The organism is Algibacter aquimarinus (genome assembly GCF_039543265.1).
In the GTDB taxonomy this organism is placed as follows: domain Bacteria; phylum Bacteroidota; class Bacteroidia; order Flavobacteriales; family Flavobacteriaceae; genus Algibacter_B; species Algibacter_B aquimarinus.
This window is the reverse complement of record NZ_BAABJK010000002.1, coordinates 49,088-73,818: the sequence shown is the minus strand read 5'-3', so window position 1 is coordinate 73,818 and position 24,731 is coordinate 49,088. Positions and strand designations below refer to the sequence as shown.

Below are 24,731 nucleotides of genomic sequence, written 5' to 3'. Positions count from 1 at the left end.
ACTGCTGTAAATGGGAATTATGTTTACAGTATGGTTATAATAGCTTTATAAATAGGTGCCTATTAATACTTTAATAGGCACTTTTTTTGCTTTTTATTTTGATAAAAAGAGATTATTATTTCTTTTAGTTTTTAATAGCTAATTACATAGTTATAGTTTACAAATACTTGCTTTTAAACAAAAAACCACATTGTGAAAACAATGTGGTTTTTTATAAATTAAAGTCATTATTTTAATTTACCTCTATAAGGTTAATATCAAAAATAAGCACAGCTCCACCAGGTATGTTACCTCGTCCTCTATTGCCATATCCTAAACGTGATGGAATTAACAAAATACCGCTACCACCTTCTTTAAAATAGGTAATACCTTCTGTCCATCCCTGTATTACTTGTTGTAAACCAAACGAAATGCCTTCAGCACTACTTTGGTCAAATACATCACCATTTGTAAAATAGCCTTTATAAGCTACGGTTACATTATCAGATGAAGTTGGTTGCACACCAGTACCCGGATTATCTATTACATAGTATAAACCTGAGCTACTTTTTTGGGCATTTAAGTTATTATCTGCGATGAATTGAGTGATTTCATCTTCATTTGCCTGAGTGAAATCTTCAGAATCATTATCAGAACAAGCAAAAAAGAAGATAAGACTAAAAGCGAGAATTATTTTTTTCATAGTAAATTTATTTCTGGCAAATATAACTACACTTGTTATTTTTACATAAAAGATTAATGTTAAAATTAAATTGGTAAAAGTTTATTATTAAGTAACAATTATTTAGCTTTAATACAACATAAAAAAAAGCGCTAATAAATAAATATTAGCGCTTTTTTCATGAACAAAATTTGTGCTGTAATTATTAAACTTTAGCAGATTTAACAGTTTTAATAATACGTCCAGCAATTTTATAAGGGTCACCGTTTGAAGCTGGTCTTCTATCTTCTAACCAGCCTTTCCAGCCTTTTTCAACAGTAATAATTGGAATACGAATTGAAGCTCCTCTATCTGAAACTCCATAAGAGAAATCAGTAATAGCAGCAGTTTCATGATCTCCTGTTAAACGTTGGTCATTAAACTCACCGTAAACTTCGATGTGCTCTTTTACAACTGGACGGAAAGCTTCACAAATTGCTTCGTAAGTTTCTTTAGAACCACAAGTTCTTAACGTTGTATTAGAGAAGTTTGCGTGCATACCAGAACCATTCCAATCCATATCTTTTCCTAATGGTTTTGGGTGGTACTCAATGTAGTAACCATATTTCTCAGTTAAACGATCTAGTAAGTATCTAGCTACCCATATTTCGTCACCAGCTTTTTTAGCGCCTTTTGCAAACAATTGAAATTCCCATTGTCCCGAAGCAACCTCTTGGTTAATACCTTCAAAGTTTAAACCTGCATCAATACATAAATCCGCATGCTCTTCAACTAAATCTCTACCATGTGTATTTCTACCACCAACAGAACAGTAATACATACCTTGTGGTGCAGGATAACCACCAACAGGGAAGCCTAATGGTAATTGTGTTTTAGTATCCATAATAAAATACTCTTGCTCGAAACCAAACCAGAAATCATTATCATCATCATCAATAGTAGCTCTTCCGTTAGATGTGTGAGGCGTTCCATCTGCGTTTAAAACTTCAGTCATTACTAAGTATCCATTGATTCTATCTGGATCTGGATAAATAGCTACAGGTTTTAATAAACAATCTGAAGATCCACCTTCTGCTTGTCTAGTTGAAGATCCGTCAAAAGACCACATTCCTAGTTCTTCTATTGTACCTTTGAAGTTTTCATGCTCTTCTACCTTTGTTTTACTTCTCAAATTTTGAGTTGGGTAATACCCATCTAACCAAAGGTATTCTAATTTAATTTTTGCCATAATGAATATTTTATGAATAAGATATTAATTGTTAATCACACAAATATAAATTATTATAAAGAGACTGTAAATTTTAAGGGGTGTTTTAGTAATTTGTCGAGTTATTTTTATTTATACCCCATTTTTTTGAGGTTTATTTTAAAAAAAGACTATTATTTTGATAGATTACTGAAAAATTGTTAACAATATTTTTTTTTAATGTAGGTAAATTTATTCAAGCTAATTACTTTTGTTTCATCAACATAATCAAACCTAAAAATGTCAAAATTAAGATTTCATGCTATAAAAGAATCCTTGGCCTATAAGTCTATACATGTAGAAGAAAAAGGACGACGATCTAATGTTTTTGGTGAGAATGTATTTAATGAAAATACAATGCGTCAGTACTTAACTAATGATGCTTTTAAAGGTGTAATAAATGCGATAAACCACGGTAAAAAAATTGATAGAAGCATAGCAGATCAGGTGGCTTCATCCATGAAAGACTGGGCGCTTTCAAAAGGTGTAACGCACTATACGCATTGGTTTCAGCCACTAACAGGAGTTACAGCAGAAAAGCATGATGCCTTTTTTGAAACAACAGATGATGGTATGGCTATTGAAAAGTTTGGCGGCAATCAATTAGTACAACAAGAACCTGACGCATCAAGCTTTCCAAGCGGAGGTATAAGAAATACTTTTGAGGCGCGAGGCTATACGGCATGGGACCCAACATCTCCAGCATTTATATATGGTACAACACTTTGTATACCAACAATATTTGTGGCTTATACCGGAGAAGCTTTAGATTATAAAACACCATTACTAAGAGCTTTACATGCGGTAGATGATGCAGCAACTGCTGTGTGTAAATATTTTGATAAAAATGTGAAAAAGGTAACGTCGTCTTTAGGATGGGAGCAAGAATATTTTTTAGTAGATAAGTTGCTAGCAGCGAGTCGTCCAGATTTAATGTTAACAGGAAGAACGCTATTAGGCCATTCACCAGCAAAAGGACAACAGTTAGACGACCACTACTTTGGTTCTATACCTAATAGAGCATTAAACTTTATGCGCGAGTTAGAAAACGAGTGCATGCTTTTAGGAATACCTGTAAAAACAAGACATAACGAAGTAGCGCCAAATCAGTTTGAGGTAGCACCTATTTATGAAGAAGCAAATTTAGCCGTAGACCACAATTCATTACTTATGGATGTTATGGGGCGAGTAGCATCAAAACATAATTTTAAGGTGTTGTTGCACGAAAAACCATTTGCAGGAATTAATGGTTCTGGTAAACATAACAACTGGTCATTATCAACCGATACTGGTATTAATTTATTACAACCAGGAAAAACACCAATGAGTAATTTACAGTTTTTAACCTTTTTTATAAATACAATAAAGGCTGTACACGAAAACGAAGCCTTGCTTAGAGCTGCAATTGCTTCGGCTAGTAACGACCATAGGCTGGGAGCAAACGAGGCACCACCAGCTATTATTTCAGTATTTATAGGAAAGCAATTAACCAAAGTTTTAGAGGAGTTAGAAGGTGTTACAAAAGGTAAATTATCACCTCAAGAAAAAACAGAACTTAAATTAAATGTTGTTGGAAAAATACCTGATGTTTTATTGGACAATACCGACAGAAACAGAACATCACCCTTTGCATTTACAGGCAATAAATTTGAGTTTAGAGCGGTAGGCTCTACTGCAAATTGCGGAAAACCAATGACCATTTTAAATACCATTGTTGCTAAACAATTAAAAGATTTTAAGGTTGAGGTAGATGCTTTGGTTAATAAAAAAGATTTAAAGAAAGACGAAGCAGTTTTTAATGTATTAAGGGAATATATAAAATCATCAAGAGCAATTTTGTTTGAAGGAAATGGCTATGGAGAGGCATGGGAAAAAGAAGCTAAAAAAAGAGGCTTAAGTAATAACAAAACAACCCCAGAAGCTTTAAAAGCCAAAATTTCTAAAAAAACAATTACCCTTTTTGAAGAAATGAAGGTTATGAGTAAAATAGAAACTGAAGCGCGTTATGAAATTGATATGGAAGCTTACAGTTTACATATTCAAATAGAAGGTCGTGTTTTGGGCGATATAGCCAGAAATCATATTGTTCCAACAGCAGTTAAATATCAAAACATTTTAATTGAGAATGTAAGAGGATTAAAAGGTATTTTCGATAAAAAATTTGAAAGTGTAGCCAAAGAGCAAATTAATTTGATAGAGGATATATCTAAACATATAGAAGGTATAAACTCCAACGTTACAAAAATGATAGACGAGCGCAGAAATGCAAACGCCATAATAGATATTGAAAAGAAAGCACTAGCGTATTGTAATAAAGTTAAGCCTATATTTAACGACATTCGTTACCATTGCGACAAGCTAGAATTGTTAGTAGATGATGAAATTTGGCCATTAACCAAGTATCGAGAAATGTTGTTTACACGATAGTTTTTTGTTTGGGCGTTACCTCGAAAAGAGGTCGGGCTTTACGCTATATCTTTTTAAAAAACTAAGGTAATTATCAAGTTACATGGTAATATTTAAAACTATATTATAATTATTTTTTTTGGTTTTTGTCTTTTTAAAAAGGATGCCACTACAATCCCTAACGCGTTTATTTGCCAGCATAGTTTAAAACTGAAAAGGAAGTTTTTTTTTGGGTTTGTCTAACTATTTCGCAGATATGAAATCGTTTTAAAGTTTTACATCCGAAGTTAGGCGAAAGTAGTTAAAAACCCGTTAATAAAACCCGTTTCATATTTAAATTAAAGACTCTTAATTTTTAAAATATTCCTTTTCTTTGCATCACAATACAACATTATGAGTCAAGAAGTTTCAAAACGATATGCACAACGTGGTGTTTCAGCATCAAAAGAAGATGTACACAACGCCATAAAAAATATTGATAAAGGTTTGTTTCCAAAAGCATTCTGCAAAATAGTACCAGATTATTTAACAAATGACGATAATTATTGTTTGATTATGCATGCTGATGGTGCAGGAACAAAATCGTCTTTGGCATATATGTATTGGAAAGAAACAGGCGATGTTTCTGTATGGAAAGGTATTGCGCAAGATGCCTTAATTATGAATATTGACGATTTATTATGTGTTGGTGCTACTGATAATATTATGTTATCCTCAACCATTGGAAGAAATAAAAGTTTAATTCCAGGTGAGGTTTTATCAGCAATTATAAATGGAACAGAAGAGCTGCTTGAAGATTTAAAATCTTTTGGTGTAACCATTCATTCTACTGGTGGTGAAACTGCTGATGTTGGCGATTTAGTAAGAACCATAATTGTTGATTCTACCGTTACAGCTAGAATGAAACGAAGCGATGTAATAGATAATGCTAATATTAAAGCAGGTGATGTTATTGTGGGTTTAGAAAGTTTCGGGCAAGCATCTTATGAAAAACAATACAACGGTGGTATGGGTAGTAACGGTTTAACGTCTGCCAGACACGATGTGTTTAGTAAATATTTAGCTAAAAAATATCCTGAGAGTTTTGATGCCGCTGTGCCAGAAGAGTTGGTGTATTCTGGAGGCGTTCAATTAACTGATGCAGTTGAAAATTCTCCAATTGATGCTGGTAAATTAGTTTTGTCCCCAACACGTACTTATGCGCCTATTATAAAAGAAATTTTATCAAAATATAATAGTAACGATATCCATGGTATGGTTCACTGTTCTGGTGGTGCGCAAACAAAAATTCTTCATTTTGTTGATGAGTTTCATATTATAAAAGATAATATGTTTTCAATTCCACCACTTTTTAAACTGATACAAGAGCAAAGCAAAACAGATTGGAAGGAAATGTATCAAGTTTTTAATTGCGGGCACCGTATGGAACTTTATGTGCAACCAGAAATAGCTGAAGATATTATTGCAATCTCAAAATCATTTCAGGTAGATGCTAAAGTTATTGGAAGAGTTGAGGCTTCAAAAACTAAAAAGCTTACGATAAAATCAGAATTTGGAGAGTTTACTTATTAAAATCTCATCAAATTAGTTAAAACGGAATAATTTTTGATAAGATTCATGATTTAAAATAATCTAATCACTAACCATGAAAAAAATATTTTTATCCCTCACTTTTTTATGCTTACAATTAATTAGTGCCCAACCCGATTCTCTTTTTTTGAAAGCAAAAAAGAAAGCCTATGACGGTCCGCAATGGGTTCAAAAAAATAAAGCAACAGTAGATTTAAGTCAAGTATCTTTCACAAACTGGAATTCCGGTGGTACAAATTCTATATCTGGTCTTGTTGGTTTTCAATCTTCTGCCAATTACAAGGATAAGTATTTTAATTGGCGAAATAATGCGTCAATTCGTTATGGTATCAATAAACAAGAAGCTAGAGAAACTCGAAAAACAGATGATTTATTCGAATTAAACTCAGATATTGGTTATAATCCTAGTAAAACATCAAATTGGTTTTATTCTGCCAAGTTTAATTTCAGAACCCAGTTAACAAATGGTTTTAAATATCCGAATACAGACAACCCAATATCTAGATTTATGGCGCCTGGGTATTTGTTTTTTGGAGGTGGTATGGAATATGGAAAAAAAATAGAGCGTTTGGCATTTTATTTTTCGCCAATAACGTTGAAAGCAACCTTTGTTTTCGATGAAGAATTGGCAAATGCAGGTTCTTTTGGTGTAGAGCCAGCTGTTTTAGATGATGAAGGTAATGTAATTACGCCGGGTGAGCGTATTAGAAATGAGGTAGGTATTCTCATGACAAACAGCTACGAAATGGAAGTAGCTGAAAACGTTAACATGAAACATCGTGTTAGTTTATATTCAGATTATATAAATAATTTTGGTAATGTAGATTTAGATTGGAGAATAGATTTCGATTTTAAAGTTAATAGTTTTATTCGAGCTACTTTGGGTTCTCATATTCGTTATGATGACGATGTGAAAACACAAAAACCATCAGAGGTTGAAGGTGAGTTTGATGAGGCTGGAGCTAAAATGCAATGGAAGCAATTTTTAGGTGTTGGTTTTGCTGTAGATTTTTAAAATCATATTCTTGCTAATAGAAATAATTTGTTAACTTTTTTATGTTGATAAATTTTTAAAATACTGATTACTAGTATTTTGGTTAATTTTACTTGTAAACTTTATGATAGATGTCATGTTTTAAGTTTAATTTTTTTTGTTTATTTATGTCGTTATTAAATAATCCAAAAAAAAACTTAAAATCAACACTATTCATGAATACCGAAGTAACCCCAAGACCCTCAAAAACTTACACACAGGAAGAAGCTTTTGAAGCTTCACTAGCTTATTTTAATAATGATGATTTAGCAGCAAGAGTTTGGTTAAATAAATATGCTCTTAAAGATTCGGAAGGCCATATTTACGAACTTACACCTGATGATATGCATAAGCGTATTGCTAAAGAAATTGCTCGTATAGAATCTAAATATGCAAATCCATTTTCAGAAGAAGAGATTTTTGGTTTCATTAAAAACTTCAAATATATTGTTCCACAGGGTAGTCCAATGGCAGGTATTGGAAATCCGTTTCAAATAGGTTCGCTGTCAAATTGCTTTGTTATTGGTAATTCTGGAGATTCAGACTCTTACGGTGGTATTATGAAAATAGACCAAGAGCAAGTTCAGCTTATGAAGCGCAGAGGTGGTGTAGGTCATGATTTATCACATATTCGCCCAAAAGGGTCGGCAGTAAAAAATTCTGCACTAACTTCTACAGGACTTGTGCCATTTATGGAGCGTTATTCTAATTCTACCAGAGAGGTCGCACAGGACGGAAGACGTGGTGCTTTAATGTTATCTGTTTCTATTAATCATCCAGATTCTGAGGATTTTATTAATGCAAAATTAGAGCAAGGCAAAGTTACTGGTGCCAATGTTTCAGTGAGAATTGATGATAATTTTATGAAGGCTGTGAAGCATAAAACAGAGTACACTCAAAAGTATCCTATTTTTAGCCCAAACCCGAAAGTTTCAAAATCTATTGATGCGAATTCACTTTGGAAAAAAATAGTACATAACGCATGGAAATCAGCCGAACCTGGAATTTTATTTTGGGATACTATTATTAACGATTCTGTTCCTGATTGTTACGCTGATTTAGGTTACAAAACTGTTTCAACAAACCCGTGTGGCGAAATCCCTTTGTGTCCTTATGATTCTTGCAGACTTTTGGCAATTAATTTGTTTTCCTATGTAGAAAATCCGTTTACAAAAAAGGCGAAATTTGATTTTAAATTATTCAAGAAACATGTTCAAGTAGCGCAGCGCATCATGGACGATATTATTGATTTAGAACTTGAAAAAATTGATAAAATTCTAAATAAAATTGAAGCAGACCCTGAATTAGATGAAGTAAAATCTACTGAGAGAAACTTATGGCTTAACATAAAAAAGAAAGCTGAAGAAGGTCGAAGAACTGGTGTTGGAATAACAGCCGAAGGAGACATGCTTGCGGGATTAGGAATTCAATATGGTAGTGAAGCAGGTAATGCTTTTTCTTTGGAAGTACATAAAACAATAGCTATTGAAGCGTATCGTGCTTCTGTACATTTGGCTAAAGAGCGTGGAGCGTTTTCAATTTTTGATGCAGAGCGAGAAAAGAACAACCCATTTATTCAACGCTTAAAAGAAGTAGACAGTAAATTATATTACGAAATGCTTGAATATGGTAGACGTAACATAGCACTTTTAACTATTGCGCCAACAGGAACTACAAGTTTAATGACACAAACCACATCGGGTATCGAACCTGTTTTTATGCCTGTTTATAAAAGAAGACGAAAAGTAAATCCTAACGATAAATCTGCTCGTGTTGATTTTGTTGACGAAGTAGGAGATTCATGGGAAGAATATGTTGTATTTCATCATAAATTTAAACAATGGATGGAAGTTAATAACATTGATACTGCTAGAAATTTTTCTCAAGAAGAAATAAATGATTTAATTAAACAATCACCTTATTATAAAGCAACATCTAACGACGTAGATTGGTTAAGTAAAGTGAGCATGCAAGGCGCTATTCAAAAATGGGTAGATCATTCCATTAGTGTAACTATAAATTTACCAAATGATGTGTCTGAAGAATTAGTTGGTGAACTTTATTTAAAAGCATGGGAGGTAGGATGCAAAGGAGTTACGGTATATAGGGATGGTTCGCGTTCAGGCGTCTTAATTTCAAACGAAGAAAAAAAGGAAGACACCGCAGATGATAAATTAACCACATTTCCAAAAAAACGACCTCAAATTTTAGAAGCAGATGTTGTACGTTTTCAAAATAGCAAGGAGAAATGGATTGCTTTTATTGGTTTGATAGAAGGGAAACCTTATGAGATTTTTACTGGTTTAGCAGATGACGAAGACGGGATTTTAATTCCGCGTTGGGTTAATTCTGGCTTAATAATTAAAAACAGAAATCTGGATGGTGCCTCGCGATACGATTTTCAATATAAAAATACGAGAGGTTACAAAACAACCATTGAAGGTTTATCACATAAATTTAATCCTGAATTTTGGAATTATGCAAAGCTAATTTCTAGTACACTTCGCCATGGTATGCCAATTGACAAAATTGTAGATTTAATAAATAGTTTACAGTTAGATAGTGAATCTATTAACACTTGGAAAAACGGAGTTGGTAGAGCTTTAAAGCGCTATGTAGAAGATGGCACTAAAGCTAAAGGACAAGCCTGTGATAATTGTAAATCTGAAAATTTAATTTATCAAGAAGGGTGCTTAACTTGTAAAGACTGCGGATCTTCAAAGTGTGGATAACCAAAAAAGTAAGTTGTTAAAAAAGAGAGCTTAAAAGCTCTCTTTTTTATTTTAATCTAAACCACCAACACTTAAATACTTATAGTCTTCAAGTTCTTTTAAGTTGTTAATGAGTTTGGTGCTTCCGTTCTTTATTAAACATATAGCATCAGATATGTCTATAATATGCCGATACATATGGTCTGTAATTATTATGGTTTTGTGTTTCTTTTCTTCAGAAATTAAAGCTTTTATTTTCTCAATATGTAAAGGTGTTATATGAGAAAAGGGTTCGTCTAGAAATATAATTTTCTTATTACTCATTAAAACAAGATACGTTTCAATAATACGTCGTTCACCACCAGATAATTTATTGATTTTTAAATTTTTATAAATGGAAAAGTCATCAAAAACTGTAATGAAATCATCCCAAGACACCTTGAAAAGATTAAAAGCAGATTTTAGTTTTAATCCGTTCGGAATAAAATTATACTGCGGTAAATAAGAAGCTAAATTTGTTAGGTATAAAGGTTTTAAAATGGGTTTACCATCAATTCTAATAAGTTTGTATTTAGGTTTTAAATTTCCAAAAGCTATGTTTAATAGGCAACTTTTTCCGCAGCCATTACTTCCAAGAATCCCTGTAACTTCTCCAGTTTCAGCTTTTAGGTAAATACCGTTTAAAATTCGTTTCTCTTTAAAGTAAAGTTCAACGTTATCTATTTCAAAAATCATACAAACTCTTTAAGAACTAAAAGAAAAGGAATGCTTAAAAATAGGTCAATAATATATAAAAATGAAAATAATTTAAATGTGGAAATCCCTAAGTTTTTATAGAAAATGAGTTTTCTTTTAGCTGTTGTTTCGCTTAAAATATACCACAAAAAAATAGTTAAAAATACCTTAGCAAAACATATTGGAAAAAGTGTGAACCCAATAACAGATAGAAATATATTCACACCAAACGACCATAAAATGAATGGTCTGTAAAAAAAGAATATGGATGATAATTGTTGCATGTTATTGTAAATAACGAAGTAAATGAATAAATATTTTCAAAATCGAATTATTACAATGTCTTAAAGCTATTGCAAATTCATAAATTATCGTATTTTTGGTTTCCAACAAAAAAGGCAGATGTTAGAGAAATTACAGATTGTAAAACAGCGTTTTGATGAGGTTAGTGATTTAATAATTCAACCCGATATTATTACAGATCAAAAACGATATGTTGCACTAAATAGAGAATATAAAGACTTGCGAATTCTTATGGATAAGCGGGAATTATATATAGAACTTACTAATAATTTAAAAGAAGCTGAAGAAATAATTTCTGATGGAAGTGATCCTGAAATGGTTGAAATGGCCAAAATGCAATATGATGAGGCTAAGGAAGGAATACCAAAGCTTGAAGAAGAAATAAAGGTTTTATTAATTCCTAAAGACCCAGAGGATTCTAAAAATGCTGTTGTAGAATTAAGAGCCGGAACAGGAGGTGATGAAGCTAGTATTTTTGCTGGAGATTTATTTAGAATGTACACGAAATATTGCGAAGGAAGAGGATGGCGAGTAGATACGGTAGATTTTAGTGAAGGGACTAATGGTGGTTTTAAAGAAATTCAGTTTGAAGTTTCTGGTGAAGAAGTTTACGGAACTTTAAAATTTGAAGCTGGTGTACACCGTGTACAACGTGTACCACAAACTGAAACTCAAGGTCGTGTGCATACCAGTGCAGCAACGGTTATGGTGTTTCCTGAAGCTGAAGAATTTGATGTAGAAATAAACCCGAAAGATGTTAGAATAGATTTTTTCTGTTCATCTGGACCAGGAGGTCAATCAGTAAATACAACATATTCTGCGGTTAGATTAACTCACGAACCAACAGGTTTGGTGGCTCAATGTCAAGATCAGAAGTCTCAACATAAAAACAAGGAAAAAGCTTTTAAGGTACTACGCTCGCGTCTTTATGATTTGGAATTAGCCAAAAAAATGGAAGAGGATGCTGCGCTTAGAGGCACCATGGTTACTTCAGGAGATAGAAGTGCTAAAATTAGAACTTATAATTATCCGCAAGGGCGTGTAACCGACCACAGAATTGGATTAACACTTTATGACTTAAGTAATATTGTAAATGGTGATATTCAAAAAATAATTGATGAACTACAATTAGCTGAAAATACGGAGAAGTTAAAAGCTAGTGATGATGTTATTTAAAATACTCTAAATGACAACAAACCAACTTGTAACCGAAATTAGAAAAAAGAATTCCTTTCTATGTATTGGATTGGATGTCGATTTAAATAAAATTCCAAAACATCTTTTAAAAGAGGACGATCCTATTTTTGCTTTTAACAAAGCAATTATTGATGCTACTAATCATCTTTGTGTTGCTTACAAACCTAATACAGCGTTTTATGAGGCTTATGGTATAAAAGGTTGGCAGGCTCTTGAAAAAACAATTAATTATTTAAACGAAAATCATCCAGAAATATATACAATCGCTGATGCTAAACGTGGAGATATTGGTAATACGAGTACCATGTATGCCAAAGCATTTTTTGAAGACTTAGCTTTTGACTCTGTTACAGTAGCGCCATACATGGGAAAAGATTCAGTGGAGCCTTTTTTAGCGTTTAAAAACAAACATACCATTCTTTTGGCACTAACATCAAACCAAGGCGCGTTCGATTTTCAAACTAAAGAAATTGAAGGAAAAGAAGTTTATAAACAGGTTTTAGAAACTTCAAAATCTTGGAAAAATTCTGAAAAATTAATGTATGTAGTGGGCGCAACAAAGGCTGAATATCTAGCAGATATTAGAACTATTATTCCTGATAGTTTTTTACTAGTTCCGGGTGTCGGTGCGCAAGGTGGTAGCTTACAAGACGTTTGTAAATTTGGTATGAATAGTCAAATAGGTTTGCTAATTAATTCCTCTAGAGGTATTATCTATGCATCTTCAAATGAAGATTTTGCACAAGCAGCAGCTTCAAAAGCTGAAGAGTTACAAAAAGAAATGCAAACTATTTTAACTAAATAGAGGCAGTTTTAAAACCATCAGGTAAATCAATTTTGCTAACATCATCAACAAAGTTTGCAATTTTGCTTTCTAACTCTTTTAAACTAATCAATTTACTTACGTTGGGCTTTATTTTTCCAACTTTACAGAAATGTGGACTCATATAACATTCTTTTTATACCTAAATTACGCGTAAGTCCTTAATTTAGATGTTATTGGAATGTTAAAGAATTGATAAAATTTTTAATCCTGCAAAGCAAAAACTTTTCTTAATAAATCTGTAGTTCTAGAACCTATTTTTGTTCTTATTTCCTTTTCTTCAACAGCTATCATCGTGTAAACACCTTTTAAAGCTTCTCCTGTAACATAATCTGTTAAGTCTGGATTTACATTATTTGTAAATGGTAATCCGTTGTATTTGTTAATTAGGTTATTCCAAATTTGGTCTGCACCAACTTTACTAAACGAATTTTTAATAACAGGGTTAAATTTATTATATAAAGCAGTATTGGTTTTACTTGTTAAATACTGGGTTGCAGCATCATCATTACCAAGTAAAATATTTTTTGCATCGGCAAACGTTATGCCTTTAACAGCGTCAACAAAAATAGGTGTGGCTTCTTTTACAGCATCTTCAGCAGCTCTATTTAGTACTTTTAAACCTTCATCTGCAAGACTACTAAGTCCAATATCTCTCAGTGCTTTGTCTACTTTTCGTAACTCTTCTGGTAATAAAATTTTAACTAATTCATTTTTAAAAAAACCATCGGTTTGGGTTAGTTTAGTTACTTGTTTATCGATACCAAAATCTAATGCTTGTCGTAACCCTGATGCGATTTCAGTATTACCAATAGGACCACTTTGCGGTAATTGATTAACAACTTGTTGTAGTTCTGCACAAGCTGTTAGGTTAATAACAAGAAAAAAGATTAAAAGTTTACGTATCATAATAAATTGGGTTTTATATCTTAGGCAAAGATATATATTACTTATGAAACCTTTTAGAATAAACAGTTTAGTTCTTTTTTTGATTTTCTTTAGTTGCCATGATAAACAAACAAAGAATAAGGTAGACAGTAATTTGCCATTTAAATCCAGACAATTTATTACGGTTTTAGGTATTGCTCAAGATGCTGGATATCCTCAAATAAATTGCAAAAACGATTGTTGTAAAGCCTTTTATGACGGAAACGAGAGCAAAAAACTAGTTTCCTGTTTAGGTTTAATAGATTTAGATAACGAGGAAAAATATATTTTTGATGCCACGCCTGATTTTACTGAACAAACACAAATATTAAAATCTAAGTATTTAGATAATAATCAGATAATTAATGGTGTTTTTTTAACTCACGCTCATATTGGGCATTACACAGGTTTAATGTATTTAGGTTTTGAAGCTTTAGGAAGCAATGAAATTCCGGTTTATGCTATGCCAAGAATGAAGGATTATCTTGAGAATAATGGACCATGGAGCCAATTGACGAGTTTTAAAAATATTGATATTAAGCCTTTGCAGAATGATTCAATTATGCATGTAAATAAAGATTTAAAAGTGACACCTTTATTAGTGCCGCACAGAGATGAGTTTTCTGAAACTGTAGGTTATAAAATTGAAGGCAAAAGCAAATCGGCACTTTTTATTCCAGATATAGACAAATGGGAAAAGTGGGAGCGAAGCATTATTGATGAGGTTAAAAAAGTAGATTATGCATTTTTAGATGCTTCCTTTTTTAGAAATGGCGAGCTTGATAGAGATATGAGTAAAATTCCGCATCCTTTTACTACTGAGACTACCAGTTTATTTGAGAATGAAAGTGTAGCTACAAAAAATAAAATTTATTTTATTCATTTCAATCATTCAAATCCTACTATAAGAGATAACCATCCATTAAGAGATAGTATACAGAACCTAGGATTTAATTTTGCTAAAGAGGGTGCAGTTTTCGATTTGTATTAATATTAAATAAGTTTTTTATTAAAATACTATTTTAGCACAATAATTGTTATGTATTAGCATAAGCACTTTAACTCATGGTTTTTAAAAGAAATTTGATTCTATTTTTACTTGTGCCAATATTTTCTTTTGGACAAATACACCTTTCAGAAATTATTCAAGATTCAAAAATAGTTGATGATACCAAAAGTAAACTATTTTTCATAGATTTTTGGGCGACTTGGTGTGGGCCGTGTATTACTGTTTCAAAGTATTTAAACTCGTTACAGGCTCAATATCCTAATGACTTCTATATTATATCGTTGAGTCAAGAGAGTCCTGATGTTGTTAAGCGATTCATGACAAAACACCAAACCGGTTTGGCTGTATCTATGGATTATGAAGGAGAAACATTTGCCAAATATGGTGTTGTTAGTTTGCCTTATGGTGTGTTAATAAACGCCAAAGGTGATAAAATTTGGGAAGGACACCCAGCAGAATTAAAAGGGCATCATATTAAAGAGTTTTTGATAAAAAATAATGAAGAGGCTTATTTAAAAAACATGTTTAAATATGAAGCTTATAAAAAAGTCAGTCGTACATCTAATAGAGAAAAGTTGCCTAAAAAGGATTTTCAGTATTCTAAGTTAACTAATATTTATATTGATGAACTAAAAATTGAAAAGAGAGCAGGCTTTCTTGAACTTAAAGGTACACTCAAACAAATTTTAGCTTATGTTAATTCTGTAAACACAAACCAAATAGAACTATCTTCAAAACTCAATGAGATTTACAAAATGACTTTTAAGTATGATTATTATGCCCATAATAAAATGAAAAGAGCAATTTATAAGGCATTTAAACTTAAAGAATCTTTTAATTACATTAAAGGAGAAGTAATTACATTTAATATTGAGAAAGCTAAACTGTGGGACAATAAACAAATAGACTGGGGAAATGATACTCCAAATTTTTTAGTTGGAGATTCTGATATTAAGGCAGATAATGTGTCGTTTAACGATATTAAATATAAATTATCCTCATTACTTAAAACACCTATTGTAATTGAAAATGATGCTGAAATTTTAGATAAAAATTCAAGTAATGATTGGTATTTACATTATAAATACTTTGATTTAATGGTCGCTAATTTTCTTGATAATTATGGTATTAAAGTTGAAAAGAAATCAATGGTTTATCCAAAATATACCATAATAAAAAAGACGCCTTAAAAAGGCGCCTTTCAATAAAGCAATTATAATTAATTCTTAGGTGCTATTAATTATTAATTACTCTAAATTCTGTTCTTCTGTTTTTCTGATGTTGAGATTCAGAACACTCAACGCCATTAGCACAACGGTTTACCAATCTAGATTCCCCATATCCTTTAGCCGATAATCTGCTTCTAGAAATTCCTTTAGATACTAAATAGTTAACTACTGAGTTTGCGCGTTGTTGAGATAAAGACATGTTGAAATCATCATTACCTCTAGAATCTGTATGAGACATTAATTCAATATTAACAGGCTTGTTTTTTAATAACGGTAGTAAAGTTTCATCAATTATTTTCTTTGAAGCTGGTGTAATACGTGCACTACCTAATTCGTAAAATATTGGTAAAACATTAGCATTTAATAAACCACAATCAACTTCTTCCCAAGTTGTAATACCACCTTTTTTAGCTAAAACAGTTCTTGTTACTGTTTGAGATTTGGCAGGAATAGTAACAGTTCTTGTTGAAGCAGGAGTGGCTAAAACTTGACGTGTTATTGTTGTGTATTGCGCTGGAATTTCAATTTCATCCATTCTAGCAGGTGTTTTTATAACACGTTTTTTGTAAGTTGTTCCTACTTCTGGAACAGGTACATTGTTAACAGTTGCATCTTTTGCTAAAGTTGTAAAACTTACATCTCTAAACTGAGCAGGATATCCAACAAAGCATGCTACCATACAATCTTCTTTATTAGGAGAGTCACATGCTGTTTCTTTGTATTCCCATCCAGATGTTTCTGGATAAACCTCAAAAGTTCTGGAGTTTGATCCAAAAGTAGCAGGGCTAATTTTTAAATCATTTCTACTTTCCTTTTTTATATATGATACCTCTACCGTTTCGTAAACAGCAGGTACATATACTAATTTTTTAGAAGCTTCTTTAACTAATACTCGCTCCTCAACAGTTTTATATGTTGCAGGAATTACTTCTAACTTTGAATAAGCTGGATATACTTCAATGGTTTCTTGTACGTCTTTAAATTCATCTTTTGTAATACATTTTACGTAACATTTGCCAGGTTCTGGATTAGATGGCAAATTCTGAGCTTGTAATGCTCCAGAACTAAAAATGACAATTAGACATAAAAATAGATTTGTTTTCATAATACTTTAAAATTTAGTTAATGGATTATAATTTTTATTCTCTGTTGTGACACAGATAAAAATAGCGAGTCACATTAACACTTGTTAATTTTAAAAAAAAATGAGTTTTAATCAGATATTACAAGAAGAATTATTAGGAGAAAATAACCGTTTTGTTGTTGTAAACCATGACTTTTCTATTAGCATGAAGTTTTACAGCATTTGCAAGTACAATTTTTTCAAGATCTCTACCTTTTGCAATTAAATCTTTTATAGAGTATGTGTGCGTTACATGAGCAACATCTTGTTCTATAATAGGCCCCGCATCTAATTCTTCGGTTACATAATGGCTAGTCGCGCCAATAATTTTTACACCGCGTTTAAATGCTGAATGATAAGGTTTTGCACCAACAAAAGCAGGTAAAAAAGAGTGATGGATATTAATAATTTTATTAGGATATTTACTTATTAATTTACTGGACACAATTTGCATATATCTTGCCAAAACTATAAAATCTATGTTGTGTTTTTCAAGTAGTTCTAATTGTTTGTCTTCAGCCTCACTTTTAGTTTCCTTAGTAACAGGTATATGATAAAAAGGTATGTTAAAATTATCAGCAATCGTTTTTAAATCAACATGATTACTTACTATAAATGGTATTTCTAGATTTAATTCTCCCGAATTGTATCTACCCAACAAATCGTATAAACAATGGTCATATTTAGAAATAAATAATGCCATTCTGGGCTTTGTTTCAGAAGAATAAATACGCCATTTCATTTCAATTTTTCCAGCTATTTCCTTCTTAAAACTAGACTTGAATTTATCAGTAGAAAAGCTACTAGAAATAAACTCGCTTTCTAATCTCATGAAAAAGATATCCTGTTCGGTGTCTACATGCTGATCCAAATAAATAATATTTCCACCATTTATTGCTACAAAATTTGTTACTGTAGCAATAATATTTGATTGGTCTTTACAATTAATTAGAAGCGTAATCTTGTTCATGTAATTTACTTTAATTCGGCTTAAAATTAGTTTAAAAAAAATTGATGTGTTAAGCTTGATTTTAATTTTAGATAATCATGTGTAAATCGAATATTTTTTTGAATATTTCGTAAATTGCGTATCTAATTTTGATATTTTTTTATTGATGAAACAAATTTTGCCATACAAACCCAAGCATAAGGTTAGAATAGTAACGGCTGCATCATTATTTGATGGACATGATGCGTCTATTAACATTATGCGAAGAATTATTCAAGCAACGGGTGTAGAGGTTATTCATTTAGGGCATGATAGAAGTGTGGAAGAAGTTGTAAACACAGCCATTCAAGAAGATGTAAATGCAATTTGTTTAACATCATATCAAGGTGGGCATAACGAGTATTTTAAGTATATGTTTGATTTGCTAAAAGAACGAGGAGCAGAGCATATAAAAATATTTGGTGGAGGCGGAGGTGTTATTTTACCTTCTGAAATTAAAGAACTTATGGATTATGGAATTTCACGTATTTATTCTCCAGATGATGGACGTGAAATGGGATTACAAGGTATGATTAATGATTTAGTTGAAAAATCAGATTTTGCCATAGGAGATTCATTAGATGTTAATATAAACAGCTTGCCTAATAAAAACTCAAAAGATATTGCACGAGTTATTTCATCAGCTGAAAATTTTAGAGAAATAGCAAATCCTATTCTAAATAAAATACATGAAAAAAATAAGGCTTCAAAAACACCTGTTTTAGGAATTACTGGAACTGGAGGTGCAGGAAAATCAAGTTTAGTTGATGAGTTAGTTCGAAGATTCTTATTAGATTTTCCAGAAAAAACGATTGGAATTATTTCTGTAGACCCATCCAAACGAAAAACAGGAGGTGCGCTTTTAGGAGATAGAATTAGAATGAACGCCATAAATAATTCTAGAGTTTACATGCGCAGTTTGGCTACAAGACAATCCAACTTAGCGTTGTCGAAACATGTAAATGAAGCCATTGAAGTTTTAAAAGCGGCGGAGTTTGATTTAATTGTTTTAGAGACTTCTGGAATTGGACAGTCTGATACCGAAATTATCGAGCATAGCGATGTGTCTTTGTATGTTATGACTCCAGAATTTGGAGCAGCAACCCAACTTGAAAAGATTGATATGCTTGATTTTGCAGATTTGGTTGCTATTAACAAGTTTGATAAACGTGGATCGTTAGATGCCTTACGCGATGTGAAAAAACAGTACATGCGTAATAATAATTTATGGGATATTCCTCAAGACCAATTACCTGTTTTTGGAACAATTGCATCACAGTTTAACGACCCAGGAATGAATACGCTTTACAAGGCGATAATGGATAAATTAGAAGAAAAAACAAATGCAGATTTAAAATCTAATTTCCATATTTCAACTGAAATGAGCGAAAAGATTTTTATCATTCCACCAAATAGAACACGTTATTTATCTGAAATTTCAGAAAATAACAGACATTATGATAAACGATGTAATGATCAAGTTGAGGTTGCGCAAAAGCTTTATGGTATTTTTAAAACTATCATATCTGTTTCAAATGTTACATCGAGTAAAATTGAGAAGTCTTTTGTAGGGAAATTAGGTTTAAATGAAGATGAAGTTTTAAATCAAATTAATGATGAAAGCAGTAAAGAATTTCTAGGATTGTTGTTAAAAGAATTCGATCGTGTAAAACTAAATTTAGACCCACATAACTGGGAAACAATTATAGGTTGGGACGATAAATTAAACCAATATAAAAATCCAATTTATACTTTTAAAGTAAGAGATAAAGAGATAAAAATTGAAACTCATACAGAATCGTTATCCCACACTCAAATTCCAAAAGTAGCATTACCAAAGTATCAAGCATGGGGAGATATTTTAAAATGGTGTTTAAAGGAAAACGTTCCAGGCGAATTTCCATTTGCTTCAGGTTTGTATCCTTTTAAAAGAACTGGTGAAGATCCTGCAAGAATGTTTGCAGGAGAAGGTGGTCCAGAGCGAACCAACAAAAGATTTCATTATGTAAGCGCCGGTTTACCAGCAAAGCGTTTGTCAACTGCTTTTGATAGCGTAACACTCTATGGTAACGACCCAGATTACCGACCAGATATTTATGGGAAAATAGGTAATGCAGGTGTTTCAATTTGTTGTTTAGATGATGCTAAAAAACTCTATTCAGGTTTTAATTTAGCAGATGTAATGACTTCTGTGAGTCTGACTATAAATGGACCTGCACCAATGCTTCTTGGTTTTTTTATGAATGCAGCAATTGACCAACAATGCGAGATTTATATAAAAGAAAATGGTTTAGAAAAAGAGATTGAAGCTAAAATTTTAAAACTTTATAAAGATAAAGAACGGCCTAAATACAATGCTGAATTACCTCAAGGTAATGATGGTTTGGGCTTAATGCTTTTGGGAGTAACAGGCGACCAAGTTTTACCTAAAGACGTTTATCAAAATATTAAAACAAAAACAATTGCTCAAGTTAGGGGTACTGTTCAAGCAGATATTTTAAAAGAAGACCAAGCGCAAAATACATGTATCTTTTCTACAGAATTTGCTTTACGTTTAATGGGTGATGTGCAAGAATATTTTATTCATAACAACGTTCGTAATTTTTATTCAGTATCAATTTCTGGGTACCATATTGCTGAAGCCGGTGCTAATCCAATCACGCAGTTGGCGTTAACGTTATCAAATGGTTTTACTTACGTAGAATATTATTTAAGTAGAGGTATGGATATTAACAAATTTGGTCCAAACTTATCGTTTTTCTTTTCCAATGGAATCGATCCTGAATATGCTGTTATTGGCCGTGTTGCTAGAAAAATATGGGCAAAAGCTATGAAGCTTAAATATGGTGCTAATTCTCGAGCACAAATGCTTAAATACCATATTCAAACGTCGGGTCGTAGTTTACACGCTCAGGAAATTGATTTTAACGATATTCGTACAACTTTACAAGCACTTTACGCCATTTATGATAATTGTAACTCATTGCACACCAATGCTTACGACGAGGCCATAACTACACCAACCGAAGAATCTGTTCGTCGTGCAATGGCAATTCAGCTAATCATAAACAAAGAATTAGGTTTAGCTAAAAATGAAAACCCAATTCAAGGGTCTTTTATTATTGAAGAATTAACAGATTTGGTTGAAGAAGCTGTTTTAATTGAATTTGATAGAATTACAGAACGCGGTGGTGTTTTAGGAGCTATGGAAACCATGTATCAGCGTTCCAAAATACAAGAAGAAAGTTTATATTATGAAACACTTAAACATAATGGTGATTTCTCCATAATAGGTGTAAATACATTTTTAAGTAGCAAAGGTTCTCCAACAGTTTTGCCTGCTGAGGTTATAAGAGCGACTGAGGAAGAAAAAGAATTTCAAATAAAAACACTTCAAAATCTACATAAAGCTAGTGATACAGATTCGGTTTTAAAAAGCTTGCAAGAAACAGCTATAAATAATGAAAATATTTTTGAAGCTTTAATGGAAGTTTGTAAAGTATGCTCATTAGGTCAAATAACTAAAGCATTATTTGAAGTAGGAGGGCAGTACCGTAGAAATATGTAACGCAACCATTTTTAATATTCAGTATCTATTAAGAAACTTGTAAATTGATACATAAAATGAAGAAGGCTTGTGTATTTCTTTTAGCTTTATTTTTGATAAACTGTACTTCAGATGATGGTAACACAAATGGAGATAATGTTTTAATTGGCAAATGGAAATTGATAGAGCAGTTGGTAGATCCAGGTGATGGAAGTGGCACTTTTCAAACAGTTACAAGTGATAGAGTAATTGAGTTTTTTAATGACGGAACAGTAAAAGTTAATGGCGAGTTATGTTTTATGAGTACAGAAACCGGAGATGAATCTATGGGGACGTTCAAAAAAACAAGTAGTAATAATACAGATATACAAAACGATGGTTGTATAACACCAGATAATTGCGATTTTAGCGAAACTAAAATTTATTTTGATTTACCATCAAGTGGTAACCTAATACTTTGGTATTTGTGTATTGAAGGTTGTGGACAAAAATTTAAAAAAATATAATTAATATAGATTACAGATTATAAGGTAAGCATCCAGCTGCTCTGTAATTTTTTAAACTTTTTTAATTCACTTCGTAGAATAGGTAAAAAATCTTTACCATTACTATTAGATTTTTCTAGTCTGTATGAATTTTTATAGAGTTTATTGGTAAGCCTTTTAAGCGATGCTAAATGTTTATACTTTCTTTCAGAATAGCGTTCTAGTTCTGCATTAACAATTTCTGGTACTAATGATACAGATTGTTGAACAATATCACCAGAGAAGTAAATGTTATTATCTTCAGAACCATCTGATTTTAAGTTAGATATATCATGGCTTATGTAAGTAGAAATGTTTTGCGACAAGGCAAATATCTCTAGGGCTTTTTGGTAAACCGGTAATTCCGATAGGTTTGGTGGGGTATTCTGTAACATGATCTAATTCTATAAGCAATTTTATCAAAATTACTCACTAGAAACGAGATTCATCTTTAGGTTTTAAAGTAAAAATGTATATTTGCTTTAGATTTTAATTATTTTAAGTTAATTTTCATTAAAATGATATTAGATTCGATTAACAGTAAAATATTAAAGTTTTTGCAGCAAAATGCAAGACTATCTAATGCCGAAATAGGCAGACAAGTTGGTATAAGTTCTCCAGCTGTTTCAGAACGCATTAAAAAAATGGAAGACCTTGGTATTATAGAAGGTTATAAAACCATTGTGTCTCCTTTTGAAATTGGATATCAGTTAAAGGCAATCATTACATTGCGGGCTTTTATGGGGAAACTAAAACCATTTTTAGAAAAAGTTAAAACATTTGAAGAGGTTATTAATTGCTACCGAATTACAGGTGATGAAAACATTGTATTAGAAGTTGTTTTAAAAAATCATAAACATCTTGAAACTTTTATAGACCAGTTAATTACCTATGGAGAATCTAAAACCCAAATTGTTTTATCTAATGTTGTTAAACAGAAGGAAGTGATTCCAATAAAGTAAAGTGTTATTTTTTTATTATTAGGTGCGGAACATCATTCAGATTCCAATCTATAACTAAACCTTTTGCCAAATCTTCAGCAATTTTTTTTCCGTATAAATATTCACATAAATACAATGCTGCTTCAAAACTTTTTGCACCTCCTGCAGATGTTATGTATTTACCATCATGAACAAATAAAACATTTTCCCTAATATCTAATTCAGGAAATGTAGTTTTCATTTTATCAATATCGCTCGGAAAAGTTGTTGAAACCACACCATTTAATAATTCAGCTTTTGCTAAAACAAAAGCCCCATCACAATGTGACGTAATAAAAAGCGCGTCTTTATCAACTTTTTGTACAAAATTAATCATGGTCTCATCCTCTAAATCAGTGTCTAAATGATGTTCTGCACTGGGAATAACAAGGATGTCTATTTTTGGAGTTTTATCTTTTAAATAATTAAAATCTGGCAAAATACGCATGCCCTCAAAAGTAGTTATTGCCTCATCAGTATTTGCAACCGTAAAAACATTCATCGCTTTAATACTATCTCTAAAAATAGTGTGTTGAAAAATATCAAAAGGCGCTGTTAATTCTGTGTTATAAACACCATCCATAATTAAAAAACCAACATTATATCTATTTGAATCTAACTTTGGGAATTGTTTTTGTGTTTTTAGGTTTTTGTTTTCTTCTTTTTTTACCGGATTACAGTTAAATAATATACTTAAAACCAAAGTGAATAATAAATATTTCATAACTTAAACTAATGCGTTTTCAATATGCTCAGCAATCCTTTTAGCATGAATTCTACTATTTTCTATAAACCATTTGTGTGTTTCCATGCCTCCACAAATTACACCAGCAAGATAAACACCTTTAACATTACTTTCCATAGTTTCAGGATTGTATTGAGGTAATTTTTTATCGTCCATTGAAAGTGTGATACCCAATTGATTTAGTAAATCGAAATTTGGTTTGTAACCAGTAAGTGCAATTACAAAATTATTAGAAATCGTTTTTATGCCATCTGGAGATTTAAAAGTTATTTCGGTTTCTGTTATTTCTGTAATTTCAGAATTAAAATAGGCTTTTATACTGCCCTCTTCAATACGATTAATTACATCTGGTCTTACCCAATATTTAACGCGTTTACCAATTTGTTCTCCGCGAATAATCATCGTTACATTGCCACCTTTTCTATAAATTTCTAGTGCGGCATCAACGGATGAATTACTTGCTCCAACAACAGCAATTTCTTGCATGCTATATGGGTGGGCTTCTTTATAATAATGAGTTACTTTGGGTAAATTCTCTCCAGGTACGTATAATAGGTTTGGAATGTCGTAAAAACCAGTTGCTAAAACTATTTTTTTTGTGTTGTAAGTTGATTTATTAGTTTCAACAAGAAAAAAATCATTGGTCTTTTTTAAAATCTCAGCGGTCTCAAACAAATTTATGTTGATTTGGTTTGAGGTTGCAACACGCCTGTAGTACTCTAAGGCTTCATCTCGACTAGGTTTTGGGTTATTACTGATAAATGGAATATCATCAATTTCTAATTTTTCAGAAGTTGAAAAAAATGTCATATTTTTTGGGTAATTAAAAAGGGAGTTGGTAAGTGCTCCCTTTTCAATAATTAGATAATTCCAATTACGTTTTTTACATTCCAATGCGCAAGCTATTCCAATTGGTCCGCCTCCAATAATTATTACGTCTATCATTTTTTTAAT

Annotated in this window: 22 protein-coding genes; 12 read left to right on the top strand and 10 right to left on the bottom strand. The window is 31.8% G+C overall.

Going from position 1 to position 24,731, the window contains the following annotated elements:
- Positions 1-232: 232 nt before the first annotated feature.
- A complete protein-coding gene (locus ABD939_RS00335; RefSeq protein WP_345163039.1) occupies positions 233-682 on the bottom strand; it encodes an FKBP-type peptidyl-prolyl cis-trans isomerase in 450 nt (149 codons plus the stop codon).
- A gap of 184 nt (positions 683-866) precedes the next feature.
- Positions 867-1,889 carry a glutamine synthetase beta-grasp domain-containing protein gene (locus ABD939_RS00330; protein WP_345163036.1) on the bottom strand — a complete coding sequence of 341 codons (1,023 nt, stop codon included), beginning with the start codon at positions 1,887-1,889 and terminating at the stop codon, positions 867-869.
- A gap of 258 nt (positions 1,890-2,147) precedes the next feature.
- Between ABD939_RS00330 and ABD939_RS00325 the strand changes: the two genes are divergently transcribed.
- From ABD939_RS00325 to ABD939_RS00310, 4 genes are all read left to right on the top strand, one after another.
- Positions 2,148-4,334, top strand: coding sequence for a glutamine synthetase III family protein (locus tag ABD939_RS00325; RefSeq protein ID WP_345163034.1), 2,187 nt, complete (start codon positions 2,148-2,150; stop codon positions 4,332-4,334).
- Positions 4,335-4,706: 372 nt separating this feature from the next.
- Complete coding sequence (locus ABD939_RS00320; protein ID WP_345163031.1) at positions 4,707-5,885, top strand: AIR synthase related protein; 1,179 nt, start codon at positions 4,707-4,709, stop codon at positions 5,883-5,885.
- A gap of 73 nt (positions 5,886-5,958) precedes the next feature.
- Positions 5,959-6,918 carry a DUF3078 domain-containing protein gene (locus ABD939_RS00315; RefSeq protein WP_345163028.1) on the top strand — a complete coding sequence of 320 codons (960 nt, stop codon included), beginning with the start codon at positions 5,959-5,961 and terminating at the stop codon, positions 6,916-6,918.
- Positions 6,919-7,112: 194 nt separating this feature from the next.
- Positions 7,113-9,668, top strand: a complete 2,556-nt coding sequence (locus ABD939_RS00310; RefSeq protein ID WP_345163025.1) for an adenosylcobalamin-dependent ribonucleoside-diphosphate reductase — start codon at positions 7,113-7,115, stop codon at positions 9,666-9,668.
- Positions 9,669-9,719: 51 nt separating this feature from the next.
- Here the strand turns inward: ABD939_RS00310 and ABD939_RS00305 are convergent, their stop codons facing one another.
- Entirely contained in the window at positions 9,720-10,382 is a 663-nt protein-coding gene (locus ABD939_RS00305; protein WP_345163022.1) for an ATP-binding cassette domain-containing protein, read from the bottom strand.
- Positions 10,383-10,487: 105 nt separating this feature from the next.
- Here ABD939_RS00305 and ABD939_RS00300 point away from each other — a divergent pair, with 105 nt between their 5' ends.
- The 3 genes from ABD939_RS00300 to pyrF all read left to right on the top strand — a co-directional run bounded on the left by ABD939_RS00300 (position 10,488) and on the right by pyrF (position 12,687).
- Positions 10,488-10,637 carry a hypothetical protein gene (locus ABD939_RS00300; RefSeq protein WP_345163019.1) on the top strand — a complete coding sequence of 50 codons (150 nt, stop codon included), beginning with the start codon at positions 10,488-10,490 and terminating at the stop codon, positions 10,635-10,637.
- A 147-nt stretch (positions 10,638-10,784) separates the two neighbouring features.
- Positions 10,785-11,861 carry a peptide chain release factor 1 gene (prfA, locus tag ABD939_RS00295; RefSeq protein WP_345163016.1) on the top strand — a complete coding sequence of 359 codons (1,077 nt, stop codon included), beginning with the start codon at positions 10,785-10,787 and terminating at the stop codon, positions 11,859-11,861.
- Positions 11,862-11,871: 10 nt separating this feature from the next.
- Positions 11,872-12,687, top strand: coding sequence for an orotidine-5'-phosphate decarboxylase (gene pyrF, locus ABD939_RS00290; RefSeq protein ID WP_345163013.1), 816 nt, complete (start codon positions 11,872-11,874; stop codon positions 12,685-12,687).
- Here pyrF and ABD939_RS00285 read toward each other — a convergent pair.
- Both ABD939_RS00285 and ABD939_RS00280 read right to left on the bottom strand, forming a co-directional pair.
- A complete protein-coding gene (locus ABD939_RS00285; RefSeq protein WP_345163010.1) occupies positions 12,680-12,829 on the bottom strand; it encodes a hypothetical protein in 150 nt (49 codons plus the stop codon). The two genes, pyrF and ABD939_RS00285, sit on opposite strands and share 8 nt — an antisense overlap.
- 80 nt (positions 12,830-12,909) lie before the next feature.
- A complete protein-coding gene (locus ABD939_RS00280; RefSeq protein ID WP_345163007.1) occupies positions 12,910-13,614 on the bottom strand; it encodes a DUF4197 domain-containing protein in 705 nt (234 codons plus the stop codon).
- Positions 13,615-13,657: 43 nt separating this feature from the next.
- Here ABD939_RS00280 and ABD939_RS00275 point away from each other — a divergent pair, with 43 nt between their 5' ends.
- Both ABD939_RS00275 and ABD939_RS00270 read left to right on the top strand, forming a co-directional pair.
- Entirely contained in the window at positions 13,658-14,623 is a 966-nt protein-coding gene (locus ABD939_RS00275; protein WP_345163004.1) for an MBL fold metallo-hydrolase, read from the top strand.
- A 74-nt stretch (positions 14,624-14,697) separates the two neighbouring features.
- The gene (locus ABD939_RS00270; protein ID WP_345163000.1) at positions 14,698-15,831 is read left to right on the top strand and encodes a TlpA family protein disulfide reductase; all 1,134 of its coding nucleotides are present in this window, start codon (positions 14,698-14,700) and stop codon (positions 15,829-15,831) included.
- A 46-nt stretch (positions 15,832-15,877) separates the two neighbouring features.
- On the opposite strand, the gene ABD939_RS00265 is transcribed toward ABD939_RS00270, so the two are convergent.
- Both ABD939_RS00265 and purU read right to left on the bottom strand, forming a co-directional pair.
- The gene (locus tag ABD939_RS00265; RefSeq protein WP_345162997.1) at positions 15,878-16,975 is read right to left on the bottom strand and encodes an OmpA family protein; all 1,098 of its coding nucleotides are present in this window, start codon (positions 16,973-16,975) and stop codon (positions 15,878-15,880) included.
- 133 nt (positions 16,976-17,108) lie between these two features.
- On the bottom strand, positions 17,109-17,963 hold the full coding sequence (gene purU / locus ABD939_RS00260; RefSeq protein ID WP_345162994.1) for a formyltetrahydrofolate deformylase: 855 nt from the start codon (positions 17,961-17,963) through the stop codon (positions 17,109-17,111).
- A gap of 145 nt (positions 17,964-18,108) precedes the next feature.
- Between purU and ABD939_RS00255 the strand changes: the two genes are divergently transcribed.
- Together ABD939_RS00255 and ABD939_RS00250 are read left to right on the top strand one after the other, a co-directional pair.
- On the top strand, positions 18,109-21,549 hold the full coding sequence (locus ABD939_RS00255) for a methylmalonyl-CoA mutase family protein (RefSeq protein ID WP_345162990.1): 3,441 nt from the start codon (positions 18,109-18,111) through the stop codon (positions 21,547-21,549).
- Positions 21,550-21,605: 56 nt separating this feature from the next.
- Positions 21,606-22,034 (top strand): hypothetical protein, encoded by a 429-nt coding sequence (locus tag ABD939_RS00250; protein WP_345162987.1) that lies wholly within the window; start codon positions 21,606-21,608, stop codon positions 22,032-22,034.
- Positions 22,035-22,051: 17 nt separating this feature from the next.
- Here the strand turns inward: ABD939_RS00250 and ABD939_RS00245 are convergent, their stop codons facing one another.
- Complete coding sequence (locus tag ABD939_RS00245; RefSeq protein WP_345162983.1) at positions 22,052-22,447, bottom strand: hypothetical protein; 396 nt, start codon at positions 22,445-22,447, stop codon at positions 22,052-22,054.
- A 123-nt stretch (positions 22,448-22,570) separates the two neighbouring features.
- On the opposite strand from ABD939_RS00245, the gene ABD939_RS00240 reads away from it, so the two are divergent.
- Positions 22,571-23,014 (top strand): Lrp/AsnC family transcriptional regulator, encoded by a 444-nt coding sequence (locus ABD939_RS00240; RefSeq protein WP_345162978.1) that lies wholly within the window; start codon positions 22,571-22,573, stop codon positions 23,012-23,014.
- Positions 23,015-23,018: 4 nt separating this feature from the next.
- On the opposite strand, the gene ABD939_RS00235 is transcribed toward ABD939_RS00240, so the two are convergent.
- Together ABD939_RS00235 and ABD939_RS00230 are read right to left on the bottom strand one after the other, a co-directional pair.
- Complete coding sequence (locus tag ABD939_RS00235; RefSeq protein WP_345162975.1) at positions 23,019-23,756, bottom strand: DJ-1/PfpI family protein; 738 nt, start codon at positions 23,754-23,756, stop codon at positions 23,019-23,021.
- Positions 23,757-23,759: 3 nt separating this feature from the next.
- Positions 23,760-24,722, bottom strand: coding sequence for a YpdA family putative bacillithiol disulfide reductase (locus tag ABD939_RS00230; protein ID WP_345162970.1), 963 nt, complete (start codon positions 24,720-24,722; stop codon positions 23,760-23,762).
- Positions 24,723-24,731: the final 9 nt, after the last annotated feature.

What these genes read in the sequence shown, in the direction of transcription:
- ABD939_RS00280 (WP_345163007.1), bottom strand. Translation starts at nt 13,614, where the DNA reads ATGATACGTAAACTTTTAATCTTTTTTCTTGTTATTAACCTAACAGCT.
- ABD939_RS00300 (WP_345163019.1), top strand. Translation starts at nt 10,488, where the DNA reads ATGAGTTTTCTTTTAGCTGTTGTTTCGCTTAAAATATACCACAAAAAA.
- ABD939_RS00335 (WP_345163039.1), bottom strand. Translation starts at nt 682, where the DNA reads ATGAAAAAAATAATTCTCGCTTTTAGTCTTATCTTCTTTTTTGCTTGT.
- ABD939_RS00315 (WP_345163028.1), top strand. Translation starts at nt 5,959, where the DNA reads ATGAAAAAAATATTTTTATCCCTCACTTTTTTATGCTTACAATTAATT.
- ABD939_RS00270 (WP_345163000.1), top strand. Translation starts at nt 14,698, where the DNA reads ATGGTTTTTAAAAGAAATTTGATTCTATTTTTACTTGTGCCAATATTT.
- ABD939_RS00310 (WP_345163025.1), top strand. Translation starts at nt 7,113, where the DNA reads ATGAATACCGAAGTAACCCCAAGACCCTCAAAAACTTACACACAGGAA.
- ABD939_RS00235 (WP_345162975.1), bottom strand. Translation starts at nt 23,756, where the DNA reads ATGAAATATTTATTATTCACTTTGGTTTTAAGTATATTATTTAACTGT.
- prfA (WP_345163016.1), top strand. Translation starts at nt 10,785, where the DNA reads ATGTTAGAGAAATTACAGATTGTAAAACAGCGTTTTGATGAGGTTAGT.
- purU (WP_345162994.1), bottom strand. Translation starts at nt 17,963, where the DNA reads ATGAACAAGATTACGCTTCTAATTAATTGTAAAGACCAATCAAATATT.
- ABD939_RS00330 (WP_345163036.1), bottom strand. Translation starts at nt 1,889, where the DNA reads ATGGCAAAAATTAAATTAGAATACCTTTGGTTAGATGGGTATTACCCA.
- ABD939_RS00275 (WP_345163004.1), top strand. Translation starts at nt 13,658, where the DNA reads ATGAAACCTTTTAGAATAAACAGTTTAGTTCTTTTTTTGATTTTCTTT.
- ABD939_RS00305 (WP_345163022.1), bottom strand. Translation starts at nt 10,382, where the DNA reads ATGATTTTTGAAATAGATAACGTTGAACTTTACTTTAAAGAGAAACGA.
- ABD939_RS00250 (WP_345162987.1), top strand. Translation starts at nt 21,606, where the DNA reads ATGAAGAAGGCTTGTGTATTTCTTTTAGCTTTATTTTTGATAAACTGT.
- ABD939_RS00230 (WP_345162970.1), bottom strand. Translation starts at nt 24,722, where the DNA reads ATGATAGACGTAATAATTATTGGAGGCGGACCAATTGGAATAGCTTGC.
- ABD939_RS00320 (WP_345163031.1), top strand. Translation starts at nt 4,707, where the DNA reads ATGAGTCAAGAAGTTTCAAAACGATATGCACAACGTGGTGTTTCAGCA.
- ABD939_RS00245 (WP_345162983.1), bottom strand. Translation starts at nt 22,447, where the DNA reads ATGTTACAGAATACCCCACCAAACCTATCGGAATTACCGGTTTACCAA.
- ABD939_RS00325 (WP_345163034.1), top strand. Translation starts at nt 2,148, where the DNA reads ATGTCAAAATTAAGATTTCATGCTATAAAAGAATCCTTGGCCTATAAG.
- ABD939_RS00265 (WP_345162997.1), bottom strand. Translation starts at nt 16,975, where the DNA reads ATGAAAACAAATCTATTTTTATGTCTAATTGTCATTTTTAGTTCTGGA.
- pyrF (WP_345163013.1), top strand. Translation starts at nt 11,872, where the DNA reads ATGACAACAAACCAACTTGTAACCGAAATTAGAAAAAAGAATTCCTTT.
- ABD939_RS00240 (WP_345162978.1), top strand. Translation starts at nt 22,571, where the DNA reads ATGATATTAGATTCGATTAACAGTAAAATATTAAAGTTTTTGCAGCAA.
- ABD939_RS00255 (WP_345162990.1), top strand. Translation starts at nt 18,109, where the DNA reads ATGAAACAAATTTTGCCATACAAACCCAAGCATAAGGTTAGAATAGTA.
- ABD939_RS00285 (WP_345163010.1), bottom strand. Translation starts at nt 12,829, where the DNA reads ATGAGTCCACATTTCTGTAAAGTTGGAAAAATAAAGCCCAACGTAAGT.